Origin of the sequence: Denitratisoma sp., assembly GCA_032027165.1 — a bacterium.
In the GTDB taxonomy this organism is placed as follows: Bacteria; Pseudomonadota; Gammaproteobacteria; order Burkholderiales; family Rhodocyclaceae; genus Desulfobacillus.
In genome coordinates this window covers 1,852,044-1,866,779 of the sequence record JAVSMO010000001.1, presented here as the reverse complement: position 1 = coordinate 1,866,779, position 14,736 = coordinate 1,852,044, and the positions used below count along the sequence as shown (strand labels likewise).

At 69.1% G+C, this 14,736-nt stretch carries 14 protein-coding genes; 4 read left to right on the top strand and 10 right to left on the bottom strand.

Annotation, left to right across the window (positions count from 1 at the left end; all coding sequences use genetic code 11):
- Positions 1-129: 129 nt before the first annotated feature.
- Positions 130-486, top strand: a complete 357-nt coding sequence (locus tag ROZ00_09210; protein ID MDT3736390.1) for a response regulator — start codon at positions 130-132, stop codon at positions 484-486.
- Positions 487-568: 82 nt separating this feature from the next.
- Positions 569-1,585 (top strand): cobalamin-dependent protein, encoded by a 1,017-nt coding sequence (locus ROZ00_09205; protein ID MDT3736389.1) that lies wholly within the window; start codon positions 569-571, stop codon positions 1,583-1,585.
- 10 nt (positions 1,586-1,595) lie between these two features.
- Here the strand turns inward: ROZ00_09205 and ROZ00_09200 are convergent, their stop codons facing one another.
- The 5 genes from ROZ00_09200 to ROZ00_09180 form a co-directional block, all read right to left on the bottom strand.
- Positions 1,596-3,764 carry an ATP-binding protein gene (locus ROZ00_09200; GenBank protein ID MDT3736388.1) on the bottom strand — a complete coding sequence of 723 codons (2,169 nt, stop codon included), beginning with the start codon at positions 3,762-3,764 and terminating at the stop codon, positions 1,596-1,598.
- A gap of 84 nt (positions 3,765-3,848) precedes the next feature.
- The gene (locus ROZ00_09195; GenBank protein MDT3736387.1) at positions 3,849-4,325 is read right to left on the bottom strand and encodes a hypothetical protein; all 477 of its coding nucleotides are present in this window, start codon (positions 4,323-4,325) and stop codon (positions 3,849-3,851) included.
- Positions 4,326-4,336: 11 nt separating this feature from the next.
- The gene (locus ROZ00_09190) at positions 4,337-5,182 is read right to left on the bottom strand and encodes a fumarylacetoacetate hydrolase family protein (GenBank protein MDT3736386.1); all 846 of its coding nucleotides are present in this window, start codon (positions 5,180-5,182) and stop codon (positions 4,337-4,339) included.
- Between the two features lie 16 nt (positions 5,183-5,198).
- Positions 5,199-5,942 carry a ferredoxin--NADP reductase gene (locus ROZ00_09185; protein ID MDT3736385.1) on the bottom strand — a complete coding sequence of 248 codons (744 nt, stop codon included), beginning with the start codon at positions 5,940-5,942 and terminating at the stop codon, positions 5,199-5,201.
- 35 nt (positions 5,943-5,977) lie between these two features.
- On the bottom strand, positions 5,978-7,468 hold the full coding sequence (locus tag ROZ00_09180; protein MDT3736384.1) for a DEAD/DEAH box helicase: 1,491 nt from the start codon (positions 7,466-7,468) through the stop codon (positions 5,978-5,980).
- A gap of 252 nt (positions 7,469-7,720) precedes the next feature.
- Between ROZ00_09180 and ROZ00_09175 the strand changes: the two genes are divergently transcribed.
- Both ROZ00_09175 and ROZ00_09170 read left to right on the top strand, forming a co-directional pair.
- Positions 7,721-11,230 carry a PAS domain S-box protein gene (locus ROZ00_09175; GenBank protein ID MDT3736383.1) on the top strand — a complete coding sequence of 1,170 codons (3,510 nt, stop codon included), beginning with the start codon at positions 7,721-7,723 and terminating at the stop codon, positions 11,228-11,230.
- A 5-nt stretch (positions 11,231-11,235) separates the two neighbouring features.
- Complete coding sequence (locus tag ROZ00_09170; protein ID MDT3736382.1) at positions 11,236-11,604, top strand: response regulator; 369 nt, start codon at positions 11,236-11,238, stop codon at positions 11,602-11,604.
- Between the two features lie 3 nt (positions 11,605-11,607).
- On the opposite strand, the gene ROZ00_09165 is transcribed toward ROZ00_09170, so the two are convergent.
- The 5 genes from ROZ00_09165 to ROZ00_09145 are packed head-to-tail and all read right to left on the bottom strand — an operon-like array spanning position 11,608 to position 14,730.
- A complete protein-coding gene (locus tag ROZ00_09165) occupies positions 11,608-12,069 on the bottom strand; it encodes a hypothetical protein (GenBank protein ID MDT3736381.1) in 462 nt (153 codons plus the stop codon).
- Entirely contained in the window at positions 12,066-12,545 is a 480-nt protein-coding gene (locus ROZ00_09160; GenBank protein ID MDT3736380.1) for a hypothetical protein, read from the bottom strand. The genes ROZ00_09165 and ROZ00_09160 overlap by 4 nt, the downstream gene beginning before the upstream one ends.
- A gap of 53 nt (positions 12,546-12,598) precedes the next feature.
- The gene (locus ROZ00_09155) at positions 12,599-12,844 is read right to left on the bottom strand and encodes a hypothetical protein (GenBank protein ID MDT3736379.1); all 246 of its coding nucleotides are present in this window, start codon (positions 12,842-12,844) and stop codon (positions 12,599-12,601) included.
- A 25-nt stretch (positions 12,845-12,869) separates the two neighbouring features.
- Complete coding sequence (locus ROZ00_09150) at positions 12,870-13,418, bottom strand: hypothetical protein (GenBank protein ID MDT3736378.1); 549 nt, start codon at positions 13,416-13,418, stop codon at positions 12,870-12,872.
- 28 nt (positions 13,419-13,446) lie between these two features.
- A complete protein-coding gene (locus ROZ00_09145; GenBank protein MDT3736377.1) occupies positions 13,447-14,730 on the bottom strand; it encodes a PAS domain-containing sensor histidine kinase in 1,284 nt (427 codons plus the stop codon).
- Positions 14,731-14,736: the final 6 nt, after the last annotated feature.

Here is a 14,736-nt window from a genome sequence, read left to right as displayed (position 1 = left end):
CGCCAATATTTCCACGCGCAGGCGGCGCGGCCATCGGGAATTTCCTGATGACGTTTCAGGAATACACCTATTCAGGCTCCGCCCGCCCATGGGCAGAATGCCATCAGGATTCTCCCGGAGCCCGAGAATATGAGACTGCTGATCATCGACGCGGCGCGCCCCTTCCTGGAAGCGGCCCGGCATTGCGCCGAGGACGCCGGCGACTGCCGCGTGTCCACCGCCGTCAGTGCGGAGGCGGGCATCCGCGCCGCCCGCGCCATGCGGCCGGACATCGTGCTGGCCGACCATGAACTGCGGACCCGCGACGGCAGGTCGGTGATTCCCTTGCTCAGGCAGCTGCTGCCCGAGGCGACGCTGGTCTGCCTCACGCTCGACGACGAAGGCGAGGCGGCCCGCGCGCTGCGGCGCCGCAACGCGGATGTCTGCCTCGAGAAGCCGCGGCTGGCCGAGGCGCTGCCGGAGCTGCTGGCCGGCGCCCTGCACTGAGTCCGTCGGATTTGTCTGCCTTCCGGATAAACGGTCGGCCGCCGCGGAGCGGCGGACGCATGCCTGCATCGGGAACGCCGCGATGACGCTTCGGCAATGGGCCGCCGCAGCGGCCGATCATGTCGTCGCCGCGCTGGCGGCCGAGGCCGGCGATCCGGCGGCGGAGGTCCGTGCGCGCTGGCGCGGCGATGCCCTGATGCATGTCGCGCAGCTGTCGGCCGCATCGGCGCTCGGCAGCGCACGGGCCTTCCGCCAGTACGTGCAATGGCAGCGCCGCCTGCTCATGGCGCGCCGGCTGCCGGCGGAGGAGCTGGCGCGCTCGCTGCGACTGCTCGTTGCATTCTTCCGGCAAGCCCTGCCGGAAGACAACCGCCAGGCCGTCCTCGATCTGATCGCGGCGGGCCTTCATGTCCTCGCTGGCGAGGAGGACGTGCCCGACTACGCGCTGGAGCCGGCCGGACTCGATCCGGCGGCGGAGACGCTCGCCGAAACGCTGCTGGCCGGAGACGGCGCGCGCGCGCGGGAGCTGCTGCTGACGGCATCGCGCGAGGCCTCGCTGCCGGAGGCGGTGGCGCGCATCGTGCGGCCGGCGATGCGGCGCATCGGCTGGTGGTGGCAGGCAGGGCGCATCAGCGTGGCGCAGGAGCATCTGGCCACCGAAACCGCCCACCGCGCGGTGGATGACGCTTTCACCCATGCTCCGCGGAAACCGCGTCGCCGGCGCAGTGCGCTGTTCGCCTGCGTCGAGGGCAACCGCCACGCGCTCGGCATGCGCACGCTCGCCGATGCCTTCGAGATCGAGGGCTGGACCGCCTTCAACCTCGGCGCCGACGTGCCGACCGCGTCGCTGCCCGGCATGGTGCAAGCCCTCGGGCCGGAGCTGGTCGGCCTGTCGGTTTCCATGACGACGCAGTTGCCTGCGGCGCGCGCGGCGGTCGAGGCCCTCCGGAAGCTGCCCGACGGCGCCGGCATCCGCGTGATGCTGGGCGGGCTGGCGAGCGACAGCCTGCACGATGCGTGGCGCTGGGTCGGCGCCGACCTGGCGGCCGGCGATGCGCAGGAGGCGCTGGCGGCGGCCGAGGGGACGCGCCGCGCCTGAGCTGCCGCCCTCAGGCGGGGGAACCCGGCAAGGTGAAACTGAAGGTCGCGCCGCGGTCGGGCGCAGCCTCGGCCCAGATGCGCCCGCCATGGCGTTCTATGAGGCGCCTGACGATGGACAGGCCGACGCCGGTGCCGGGGAACTGACTTTCGCGGTGCAGGCGCTGGAACATGCCGAACAGCTTGTCGGCGTACTGCATGTCGAAGCCGGCGCCGTTGTCGCGGACGAAGAACACCCGCTCGGCGCCGGCCTCGCGCATGCCGATCTCGATCCGGGGCCGTTCGCGCCCGGCGGAAAATTTCAGCGCGTTGCCGATCAGGTTCTGCATCACCTGGGCGAGCATGGTCGGGTCGCCGCGCACCACGGGCAGCGGCCCGATGGCGATTTCGGCGTTGGGATGCTCGGCGCCCAGTTCGCCGGCCACCTTGCGGGCCAGCGCATCGAAGTCGACGTCCTGCTGTTCCATCTCCTGGCGGGTGCTGCGCGAGTACGCGAGGATGTCGTCGATGAGCTCGCCCATGCGGGCGGCGTTGTGCGCGATGCGGTCGAGCAGCGTCCTGCCGTCCTCGCTCAGGCGCGGCCGCTCGTCCTCGAGCAGGATTCCGGCGAAGCCGTTGATGGCGCGCAGCGGCGCGCGCAGGTCGTGCGACACCGAGTACGAGAACGCCTCCTGCTCGCGCAGGGCCAGTTCGAGGGCGGCGGTGCGCTCGCCCACCAGGTCCTCGAGCTTGTGGCGGTAGCCTTCCAGCTCGGCCTCGGCGCGCTTGCGTTCCGTGATGTCCTCGGAGATGCCGGCGAAGTGCAGTACGCGGCCGGCGTCATCGCGCACGGGGTAGGCGCGCGAGGCGATCCAGCGCTGCGTGCCGTCCGGCCGCAGGATCGGGTAGTCGGGAAACTGCACGACTTCGCAGCTTGAATGGCCTTCCGGCTTCGGGATTGCCGCACGCAGGTCGGCGCGGAATTTTTCCGGCACCGCCGCCAGCCAGCGCAGGCCGTCCCGGTAGAGCAGTTCGACCGGCTCGCCCCAGATTTTCTCGTAGGCCGGGCTGATGTACTTCACCGTGCGCCAGTCGGGCGTGACGATCCAGAAGGCCTCGCGGATCGATTCCGTGACTTCGCGGAACAGGGACTCGCTGCGCAGCCGGGCGTCGACCATGGCGTTGAATTCGGCGGCCACTTCGCGCAGTTCGGCGGGGCCGGAGGGAGCCGCGCGCACGCCGAGGTCGCCGGCGCCCACTGCGCGCACGGCGGTCACGAGGGAATGCACCGGCCGGCCGATGCGGCGGGCAATCGCCAGCATCAGCACGATCAGGACGGCCAGCCCGAGCAGGCTGACGAGTGCGCCGACGAGGGCCTTTTCCCGGGCCTGGGCGTAGATCGAGTCGCGCGGCACGCCGATGAAGGCGACCCAGCCGGCCTCCGGCACCGTCACCACGGAAAAGAAGCGGACGACGCCGTCGACCGCCAGGGCCTCGAATTCGCCGTCGCGCACTTCGACGATGCGGCGCGCCGCATCGGCATCCGGCCTGGTGCCGATCACCTTCTCGGGGTCCGCGTTGCGCCAGATCATGATTCCGTCCGCGTCGAAGAAACCGTAGCGGCTGTCTTCGGGCAGGTGGCGCACGGGGATGCCGGGGTCGTAGGCGTTCAGGTCGAGCGGCAGGTGGATGAGGCCCACCATGTTGCCGGCGTCGTCGCGGATCGGCAGGCTGAAGACGGTTACCCACTTGCCGGTGATGGGGCCGACGTGCGGCGTGCCGATGCTGAAGCGCTGCAACCGTGCCGCCTTGCGGAACCAGTCGGTGCCGCCGACGTCGACCGTCCGCCCGCCCGGCTGGGGCCGGGCCGAGCACAGCGTGCGGCCGCGCACATCCGTGTAGACGATGTTGGAATAGCCGGGACTCAGCGAGTGCAGCTCCTTCAACACCTCGTCGCAGCGATTTGCGTCGGCCGCCTTGACGAGGGGGCGGGCGGCCAGGCGGGCGAGCGTTTCGCGCGTCTCGGCGACCTTGCGTCCGGCGTTGGTGGCCATCGTGGTGGCGAGGATGCGCAGCGAGGTCTTGGCTCGGCTGACGGCATCCTGCATGTCGCTGTAGATGTTGTAGCCGAGCAGCGCCACCAGCGGGATGGAAAGCGCGATCAGCAGCAAGGCCAGATGGCCCCGGATCGAAGCTGGCATGGCGGCATGCGAAATGGATTTCGGCGGCCCATCCTAGGCGCCTTACGGAGGGGCTGTCAAATAAAGCCTATGCCGCTTCCGGGGTTAATCGCTTCGCTTTGCCAGGGCATGCAGGACGGCGATCGCGAAGGCGAACAGCAGCGCCCACTTGGCGGCGGCGCCGAGGGCGGAGAGGGCGTAGATCGGCGCCATGCCGAAGCGCGGCGCCGCCGTCAGCCAGAGGTGGAAGGCGTTCTCGGTCGCGTCGCACAGCGCGGCGGCGGGGAGCAGCCACGCCATGACGGCGCGGGCCGCCGGCGCGCGGCCGGCGAACAGCGGCGCGCGCCGCACGAACAGCCGGCCGAAGGCGGCGTAGCCGGCGAGCAGCAGGAAGTCCCAGGGGAAATGGGCGCGGTAGCGGGCCAGGTCCTCGGCGGACCAGAGGTGGATCACCGTGCCGAAGGCGCGCGGCGTGAAGGCGAGTTGCAGCTGCAGGATGCCGGGCTGGAGCGGAGCCAGATAGGCGGCGAGGGCGGCGAAGAGCAGGAGCACGGCGGCGCCGAGAAGCCAGACCGCGCGCATGCCGGCGATCTTCAGCGCGCGGCGACGACGGGCTGTTCCTGCACGCCGAGGCCGTCCACTCCCAGGCGCAGCCGGTCGCCGGCCTTCAGGTAGCGCGGCGGCTTCATGCCGAGGCCGACGCCGGGCGGGGTGCCGGTGACGATGACGTCGCCGGGCAGCAGCGTCATGAAGCGGCTGGTGTAGCTGACCAGCTCGGCGCAGCCGAACACCATGTTCGAAGTGTGGCCGTCCTGCACGCGCTGGCCGTTGAGTTCCAGCCAGAGGTGCAGCTCCTGCGGGTCGGTGATCTCGTCGGCGGTGACCAGCCACGGCCCGAGCGGGCCGAAGGTGTCGCAGCCCTTGCCCTTGTCCCACTGCGTGCCGCGCTCGAGCTGGTACTCGCGCTCGGAGACGTCGTTGGCGACGCAGTAGCCGGCGACGTGCTCGAGCGCGCGCTCGACGGGCACGTGCCGCGCGACCGTGCCGATGACGATGGCGAGCTCGACTTCCCAGTCGGCCTTCGTCGAGCCGGGCGGCAGCACGAGCGGATCGAATGGCCCGTTGATGCAGGTGGTGGCCTTCATGAAGAGGATCGGCTCGGCCGGGATCGGCATGCCGGCCTCCTTCGCGTGGTCGCGGTAGTTGAGGCCGACGCCGACGATCTTGCTGATGCCGGTGAACGGCACGCCGAGGCGCGGATTGCCTTTCACGCGCGGCAGCGATTCCGGCGCGATGCTGCGCAGGCTGTTCAGCCCCTGCGGCGAGAGGGTGAGCTGGTCGATGGTGGCGATGGCGACCGACAGGTCGCGCAGCCGGCCCTCGCCATCGATGAGGCCGGGCTTTTCGCGGCCCTCCGTGCCGTAGCGTACGAGTTTCATCGTGCCCTCCCGGGAATTACCAGTAGGTTTCCATGCTGATCTGTCCCGGCTCCTTGCGCCTGTGCTTGCGGAAGCCGCGCGCGGCGAGCGCCGCCGTCGCGTCCTCGACCATGGCCGGGTTGCCGCAGAGCATGACGTGGGCGAGGGTCGCATCGAGGCCGAGGCCGGCGCGCGCTTCGAGGCGGCCGTCGGCGATGGCCTGCGGGATGCGGCCGGCGAGCGCATAGTCGGCGCTCTCGCGGCTGAGGAAGGGAATGTAGGCGAAGCGCTTCGGCTCGGCCTCCATGACGCGGGAGATGGCGCGGCGGTAGGTGAGCTCGTCCGCCGTGCGGGCGGCGTGCACCAGCACGACGCGCTGGAAGCGCTGCCAGGGATCGGGCGTTTTCAGGATGGAGAGGAAGGGACCGATGCCGGTGCCGGTCGACACCAGCCAGAGGTGGATCGCCGGCGGCACCTCGTCGAGGACGAGGAAGCCGTTCGGCTTCGGCGCCACCTGGATGCTGTCGCCGGCCTTCAGTTCGGACAGGCGCGGCGAGAGCGGGCCTTCCGGCACCGTCGAGAAATAGAACTCGAGCACGGGGTCGCCCGGCGCGCTGACGATGGAGTAGGGGCGGCCGACGACCTCGTCGCCGATCTGCAGGCCGAGCTTGGTGAACTGGCCGGCACGGAAGGGCTCGATGGCCGCCTCGATGCGCAGGGAGTGCAGGCGATCGGTCCAGTCGATGCGCTCGACGACTTGTCCTTCGATCCACTGCGCCATGCGGCCTCCGGTCGGCGTGCTGCGCCGGCTGACTTTTACTTCTCGGTTTCCGGCTCGGGCTTGGGCAAGCCGCCCAGCAGCGCCGGCACCGGGCGCTTGGGCCGGTGGTGCGATCGCTTCGGCTCCGGTGCCGCCGCATCCTCGCTGCTGCCGCGCGATTCGTAGGGTTTGCTCGGGTCGAAGTCCAGCTTGGGCAGCTTCGCCTTGGCCGGCTCGACGCGGCGCGGCTCGCGCCGCTCGCGTCCTTCGTCGCGGCCGCGCGGCTCGCGGCGCGGAGCGGGGGGTTTCTCGCGGCTGACCTCGCTCTTCTCGCGGCCTTCGCCCTTCTCGGGGCGTCCGCCGCGGCCGCGGCGTCCTTTTTCGACCGGTCCGGAGAAGTCCGACCCCGGCTCGAAGCCGGGCACGACCACCTGCTCGATCGGGCGCTTGATGAGCTTCTCGATCTCGGCCAGCTTGCCGCGCTCCTCGGCGCAGACCAGCGAGGTGGCGTCGCCTTCCTTGCCGGCGCGGCCGGTGCGGCCGATGCGGTGCACATAGTCTTCCGGCACGTGCGGCAGCTCGAAGTTGATGACGTGCGGCAGGTCGTCGATGTCGAGGCCGCGCGCGGCGACGTCGGTGGCGACCAGCACGCGCGCCTTGCCGCTCTTGAAATCGTCCAGCGCTTCGGTGCGCTGCTGCTGGCTCTTGTCGCCGTGGATCGCGGTGGCCTCGATGCCCTGCTTCTCGAGGTAGTGGGCGAGGCGGCTGGCGCCGAACTTGGTGCCGACGAAGACCAGCACCTGCTTCAGGCTGCTGGTCTTCAGCAGGTGCGCGAGCAGCTGCCGCTTGTTGTCCTGGTCCACCGGGTGCATGCGGTGCGTCACCGTCTCGGTGACGGCGTTGCGGCGCGCCACCTCGATCAGCACCGGCGCCTTCAGCATGGTGTCGGCGAGCTTCTTGATTTCCTCGGAGAAGGTGGCCGAGAAGAGCAGGCTCTGGCGCTCCTTCGGCAGCATGGCGAGGATGCGCTTGATGTCGGGGATGAAGCCCATGTCGAGCATGCGGTCGGCTTCGTCCAGCACCAGCACCTCGACGCTGTTGAAGTTGACGCTCTTCTGCTGTACGTGGTCGAGCAGGCGCCCCGGCGTGGCGACGACGATCTCGACGCCGCGGCGCAGCGCCTCGGTCTGCGGCTTGATGTCCACGCCGCCGTAGACGACCAGGTCGCGCAGCGGGATGTACTTGCCGTAGGTCTGCACGCTCTCGTGCACCTGCATGGCCAGCTCGCGCGTCGGCGTGAGGATCAGCGCGCGCACCGGATGGCGGGCCGGCGACGGGCTGGTGCTGGCGTGGCGGGCGAGGCGCTGCAGCAGCGGCAGGACGAAGCCGGCGGTCTTGCCGGTGCCGGTCTGGGCGCCGCCCATGACGTCCTTGCCGGCGAGCACGACGGGGATGGCCTGGGCCTGGATGGGGGTGGGCTCGGTGTAGCCGGCATCGGCCACCGCCTTGAGCAGTTCGGGCAGCAGCCCGAGTTCTTCGAAAGTCATAGGTGCTCCTGAATCGGCCTGCGCTGATCGCTCAGCGTACCGGTTCAGGACACGAGGGGTTTCGATTGAATCTTGGTCGGGATCGACCGGACAGGTTTGCAGGCGCTAACCGGCGAACGGGCAAACCGCAGCCATTATAGCCCAAACGGCCGTGCCAGCCGTTTCAAGGCCGATGGCATAACGTGCCGAATAGCAGGTAAACTCGGTTTTTCCCAGTGTGGCGCGGGTACGGCGGCAGGTTTCGACATGGGCATGACCGATCTACAGCGGATGATTCCGGCTTCGCCGCGCGGCAGGCTCGACGAAGCGGAATTCCAGCGTCTCAAGCAGGCGGACTTCCGCCGGCCGACGGCGATGATCGCCTTCGCCGGGGCCTTTCTCGTCTTCTCGCTGTGGCTGTGGGACTGGGCCATCGATCCGCTTCACGCACCGGACACCTTCTGGCTGCGCATCCTCCTCTCACTCTCGTTCCTGCCCTACCCGCTGGCCGTTCTGGCGGGCATGCGGCGCCTGCTGCCGCTGGTGTTCTACGGCGGCGTGCTCTGGCTGCAGGTGGTGTTCCTGTGGATCCTGGCGCGGCTGGACGGCGGCGCCGCCTATGGCATCGGCGGCTTCATGTTCTGGTTCATCGTGCCGCCGCTGTTGAGCTTCATCCTGCGGTTGCGCGACAACGTGCTCGGCAACCTCGCCGTGGCGGCCTTCCCCAGCCTGCTGGCCGGTCCACTCGGCCTGCTGCCGCAGATGGACCTCCTCAAGCTCAACGCCCTCATCGTGCCAGCCGGGCTGATCACCATCGTCGGCCACGTCATGATCGACCGCCTGCTGCGGCGTATCTATGAGTACCGCTGGCAACTTGAATGGCGCTCGCTCGCCATCGACGCACTGGCCGAGGGGGTGGTCATCATCCAGGAAGGCGCGATCCGCTATGCCAATGCCGCCGCGGCGGCGATGGTCGGGCGTACGCCGGAGCAGATCGTCGGCGCAGCGCTGGGCGATTTCGTCAGCATCGACGAGCGGACCGACCTTGCCCGGCCCCTGCGCATCGACGCGCCGGGCGGCGCGGCGGCGTGGGTCCGCGTCAGCCGCGCGGACATCGTCTGGCAGGGCAAACCCGCCACGCTCGTCTCGGTGGCGGACGTCACCGAGCAGCAGCGCGCCGACGAGGCCCTGCGCAAGTCGGAGGAGCATTACCGCACGGTCATCGACAACGTTTCAGAGACCATCATCATCGCCCAGGGCAACCGCCTGGTCTTCGCCAATCCGCGCGCCGAGGAGCTGACCGGCTTCACGGTGGCGGAGCTGACCGCAAGGCCGTTCGTCCAGTTGCTCCACCCGGAGGACGTCGCGCGGGTCGCCGACCGCTACGGCCGGCGCATGCGCGGGGAGGAAGCCGAGCGCTACACGCAGTTCCGCGTCATGCGCCGCGACGGCAGCCACGTCTGGGTCGAGTCGAGCGCGGTGCGCATCCTCTGGAACGGCGAGCCGGCCACGCTGGCCTTCCTCGGCGACCAGACAGAGCGGCGCAAGACCGACGAGGCCCTGCGCCATTCCGAGGAGCGCTATCGCCTTCTTGTCGACCATGCCAGCGAGGGCATCCTCATCTCGCAGGACGGCATCCTGCGCTTCGTCAATCCGCGCATCGCCGAGCTGACCGGCCGCGGCGAGGCGGAGCTGGTCGGCAAGCCCCTGCTGGACTACATCCATGCCGACGACCGCCCGGTGCTGGTCGACCGCCATCGGCGGCGCCGTCGCGGCGAGCCGGTGCCGTCGCACGAGGTGTTCCGACTGCTCCGCGCCAACGGCGAGATCGTCTGGATCGAGTTCAGCGGCGTCGACGTCGAGTGGGAGGGCCAGCCGGCGGTGCTCTCCTTCCTCATCGACATCACCGAGCGCAAGCGGGCCGAGGACGATCTGCGCCGCTCGGAAGAAAACTATCGGCACGTCATCGAGAACTCCCCGGTCGGCATCACCATCGTCCACGGCAATCGCGTGATGCTGGCCAACAAGGCGCTGTGCCGGATGCTGGAATGCGGCGAGGAGGAACTGCTGCGCATGGGCAGCTTCCTCGACCTGGTGCATGAGGACGATGCCGCCACGATGCGCGCCCATGCCGTCAGGCTGGTCGACGAGCCTGAGGGCGGCAAGGCGGTCATCGGCTTTCGCATCCGCACGCCGAGCGGCAAGACCGTCTGGGTGGAGGGCAACACCGTCCAGGTCCAATGGCAGGGGAAGCGGGCCACCCTGTCCTTCATCCACGACGTCACCGAACGCCGCCGGCTGGAAGAAAGCCTGAAGCAGACCCTGGCCGAGCGCGAGACCATCCTCGAGCGCTCGATCGTCGGCATCGCGCTCCTCGACCCGAAGGGACGGCTGCGCTGGGCCAACAAGGCCATGGGACAGATCTTCGGCGTCGACACGGAAAGGATCCTGGGGATCTCGCTCGAGCCGTACTATTTCTCGCGGGAAGCCTACATGGAAACCGGCGCCGCCGTATCGGCGGCAGTGCTGGCGGGGAGGCACTACGAGGCGGAGCTGCTCATGCGGCGCGCCGACGGCCGACTGTTCTGGGCGCAGCTGTCGGGCAAGGCCGTGAATTCCAGCGACCTGTCGCAGGGCACGGTGTGGGCCATCGTGGACATCGACCAGCGCAGGCGGCTGGAGGACGAGCTCAAGCGCACCTCGGCCGAGCGCGAGCTGATCCTGCAGAGCGCGCTGGTCGGCATCATCTATTCGCGCGAGCGGCGCTACGTGTGGGTCAACCGCGCCTTCGCCGACATGCTCGGCTACCGGCAGGACGAGCTGATCGGCCAGTCCTCGCGCATCCTTTTTCCGAACGAGAAAAGCTGGCGGGAATTCGGCGAGCAAGGGTATGCCGTGATGGCGCGCGGCGAGCCGTTCTCGGTGGAGTGGCAGATGGTGCGGCGGGACGGCACGTCCTTCTGGGCGCAGACCCTGGGGCGCAACATCGATCCGGACAATCCGCGGGCCGGCTCGATCTGGACCATCGTGGACATCACGGCGCGCAAGCAGGCGGAGGAGGAGATCCGCGCCGCGCTGGAGAAGCAGAAGGAGCTCAACTACCTGAAGTCGCGCTTCGTCTCGATGACCTCGCACGAATTCCGCACGCCGCTCGCGACCATCCTCTCCTCGGCCGAGCTGCTGAAGTACTACGGCGGCAAGCTGCCGGAGGCGGAGCGGGCCGAGCTGATCGATGCCGTCGAGAGCGCGGTGCGCCGCATGACGCGGATGATGGACGACGTCCTGGTGATCGGCAAGGCGGAGGCCGACCGCCTGGAATGCAACCCCGCCCCGCTCGACGTGCGCGACTTCTGCGCGAAGGTGATCCGGGAGACGGTCCGCGCCGAGGAAGCCGAGGGGCGCCGCGGCGACCGCATCGTCTTCGACATGTCTGCCGACGGCATCCAGGCGCTGCTCGACGAGAAGCTGGCGCGCTTCATCCTCGGCAACCTGCTCTCCAACGGCCTGAAGTATTCGCCGAATGGCGGCACGGTTGCGCTGGCGGTGCGCGCCGACGAGGCGCAGCTGCGCTTCACGGTGACCGACAGCGGCATCGGCATCCCGGACGAGGACCTCCCGCACCTGTTCGAACCCTTCCATCGGGCGAAGAACGTCGGTACGCTGCCGGGCACCGGCCTCGGCCTGGCCATCGTCAAGAAGGCGGTCGACCTGCACGGCGGCCGCATCGAGGTCAGCAGCGCGCCGGGAAAGGGCTCCCGCTTCGACGTCACCTTGCCGAGGTAGCGGACATGGCGAAAGTGCTCATCATCGAGGACGAAAAGGACATCCGCTCCAACCTCAGGCGCTTCCTGGCATTGGAAGGTCATGAGGTGTTCGAGGCGGAGAACGGGCGCCAGGGCGTCGATAGCGCCATCGCCTGCGTGCCCGACCTGATCATCTGCGACCTGATGATGCCGGAGATGGACGGCTTTTCCGTTTTGCGCGAGATTCGCGCCCATCCGCCCACGGCGCGCACGGTGTTCTGCTTCCTGACCGCCAGTGCGGAGAAGGACACGCGCCACAAGGGGCTGGCCTGCGGCGCCGACGAATACATCACCAAGCCCTACGAGCTGGCCGACCTGCGCGAACTTCTGCGCCGGCGGCTGCCGCCCGGCTGAGGCTCAGGCGCGGGCCGCGCGGAAGACGTTTGCCGCGAAGAGGCCGACCGCCAGCGCGGCCATGACGGAGCCGATGCCGAGCACCGGTTCGGCCTGCGGATAGCCGGCCAGCTTGAAAGTCAGTGCCAGCATCATCATCGCCAGGCCGAGGTTCTGCAGCCAGAAATGCGACCGTGCCAGCCGGTTCCGCGCCATCTCCGGGTGCTGGCCGTAAATCAGCCCCATCAGTGCCAGCGAGACCCAGCCGAACACGTTCAGGTGCGCGTGTACCGAGCGCAGCGTGTGGTCGCCCTGGACGCCCATGTACACGCCGAGCGCGACAGCCACCAGCAGATAGGCGACGGCCGGGCGGATCCAGACGAGGGAGTCGGCGAGTCCGGCTGCCGACGGGCGCGCGTCGGCCCGCATGTCCCGTGCGGTGCGTTCGCCGCCCGGGCGGGTGGCCGTCAGGCTATGGCCGGTCATTTCGCGGCGACCTCGATGGCGGCCGGCCGGGCGTTGCGCATGGCCATCACGAGGCGGTCGACGCGGTAGTCCAGCTGGCGCGCAACCGTGACCGCGGTCTCGCCTTCATGGGGAGCGTGATTCAGCATGCGGCCGAAGGCGGCGGCAACGTTGTCGTCCCGGGAGTCGATGCCGCGCACGCGCACCGGCTGGTCTTCGCTGCGCACCATGGCATGCAGCAGGGTTTCCACCGGATCGGGCTCGCCGCGGGCGACGGTCACCGCGGTTTCGCCGGCATAGGGCGTGTGGTTGAGCATGTTGTCGAAGCCGGCCTGGACGGCTGCCCAGTAATCGCCGGTCGGCAGCGGCGCGCCTTTCTTCGTCTCCAGCATGTTGGCCATGCCGGCGTCGATGTTGTTCCAGTACGCGCCGTTGTCGGCGAAGGCGGTTTGCGACAGGGCCGCGATCAGGGCGGCGGCGAGGATGCGGGTTCTCATGGTGTTCTCCTTTCAGTCTGGTATCAGGCAGTTTCGATCTGCCGTGCCCTCAACTACGCAACGACCATGCCATGGAATAAAACACAATAAAAACAATCGAATAGCCGATTCGTGGCAACCTGCATCGGGCCGACGGCGTTGGTGAAAACCAACAGCCGAGGACCGATCGCGAAAAAAATCTTTTGATACAGTGTGTTGCGATGTTGGCGGATGCCAACAGCAAGAGGTGTCGAAACGAATGCGCCGGCACCATGAAAAATGCCGCGCAGACGCGGCATTTTTACGGGGACGGAAATCATGGCGCGGCCGGGCGCCGCAATGGCCTTACGCGGCCAGACTGCATTCCCGCAGGAAAGGCGGCGCCGACATGCGCCGGCCGTCGTTGCCGTGACGGTGCAGGAAGGCGAGGACCAGTTCGGCGATGCTCCTGTCGGTCGCCCGCACGTCGGTCGGATCGTCGATGAAGAAGTGCTGTTCGGCGTTTGCCAGGGCGTCGCCGAGCCGGCGCATCTCGGCATGCACGCGCAGCCCGCTGAGGATCCGTCCGACCAGGCAGACGGGCTGGGCGATGCCGAAGACCGCAGCGGATGACGTCCGGCCTGCTTGCACGGGCTCGATGAGCGCCAGGCTGGAGATGCGATCCGGGCAGGCCTGTGCCAGCCCCAGCGCATGCCCAAGGGCCGGGCCCTGTGCGACCAGATGTGCCGCCGCACCGCCGCCGAGCAGTCCGGCCAGGTTCGATGCCGGTTGTGCGGCGCCAGCGTCCAGGCCGACGCGGATGACGCGGTGCGTGGCGGCCAGTCGATCGGCGAGCAGGGACAGGGGGCCCGCGAGCGACGCGGCATGGAGCAGAACGACGGTTTCCTTTTGCATGGGGGATGATTTTCCTGTCGGGGGATTTTCAGGCGGCCGGTCCCGGCACAAGCGGAATGCGCACGATGAAGCGGGAGCCGCCGCCCAGGACGCTTTCGCAGGCGATGGCGCCGCCATGCCGCTGCACCGCACGCTTGACGATGGCGAGGCCGAGTCCGGTGCCGGCAATCCGGCCGACGTTGCTGCCGCGGAAGAAGGTCTTGAACAGGTTCGCCCGGTCTTCCTCGGGGATGCCGATGCCCTCGTCGGCAACCTCGAATACCGTGGCGGCCGCCTCCGCGGCAACCCGCAGCGTGACCTGGCTGCCGTGGGCGGAGTACTTGACTGCATTGGAGAGCAGGTTCTGCAGGATCAGGGTCAGCAGCCTGGCGTCGAGCGGGCGGGTCGTTTCCGCCGCCTGCGATTCGAGGGCGAAGCGATGGCTGCCGAGGGCGGCCTTTTCCAGCTTGCCGAGCAGGTCGCGCGCGAACCCGGTGACGGACACCGGCTCGGGCTGGAACTCCAGCCGGCCGGCGTCGGACCGGCTGATCGTGAGCACCTGGTCGAGCATCAAGGTCATGCGGCCGACGGCGCTGCGGATGTCGTCCAGGATTTCGAGGCGTTCCTTCTCCGAGAAGCGCCCGTCATAGGTGCGCAGCAGCTCCGAAGCGGAGAGGATCGTGGTGAGCGGCGTGCGGAACTCGTGGTTGGTCATCGACACGAAGCGCAGCTTCAGCTCGTGCAGCTCGCGCGCCCGTTCCAGCGCGCGGCGGGCGTCCTCTTCGCGCGTCCGCAGTTCGCCGTGCGCCGCCTGCAGCTCGGCCACGGTGCCTTCCAGCTGGCCCTTGGCGGCGGAGAGCTGCGCCGTGCGCGCCTCGATGCGCGACTCCAGCTCCCGGTTGAGGCGGGAGAGCGTGTCCTCCAACCGCCGCCGTTCGGTCACGTCGCGCGACACCACCACCACGCGCAGCGGCTCGCTGCCGTCGCAGACGACGTTGGACTGGGACTCGAGGAAGCACGTCCCGCCGCGGCCATCGATGAGGCGGTATTCGGCGCGCGCGCCGCTGCCCTGGGTCGCGACCTGCCTGAACAGGGCGCGCATGCGATCGCGGTCGTCGGGATGGATGTCGAGAAAGGAATCGGTGCCGACCAGGCTGCCGGTTTCCCCCAGCAGCCGGGCAAGGGCGGGATTGGCATACAGGCGGCGGCCCTCGGCGTCGAGCACGGCGATCATGTCCGACGTGCTGTCGGCAACGGCATGGAAGCAGTGTTCGTCCAGCCCGGGCGCGGCGGTGTCCGCAGCCGTCCAGACAGGCGAGCGTTTCTGCAGCATGCGGTT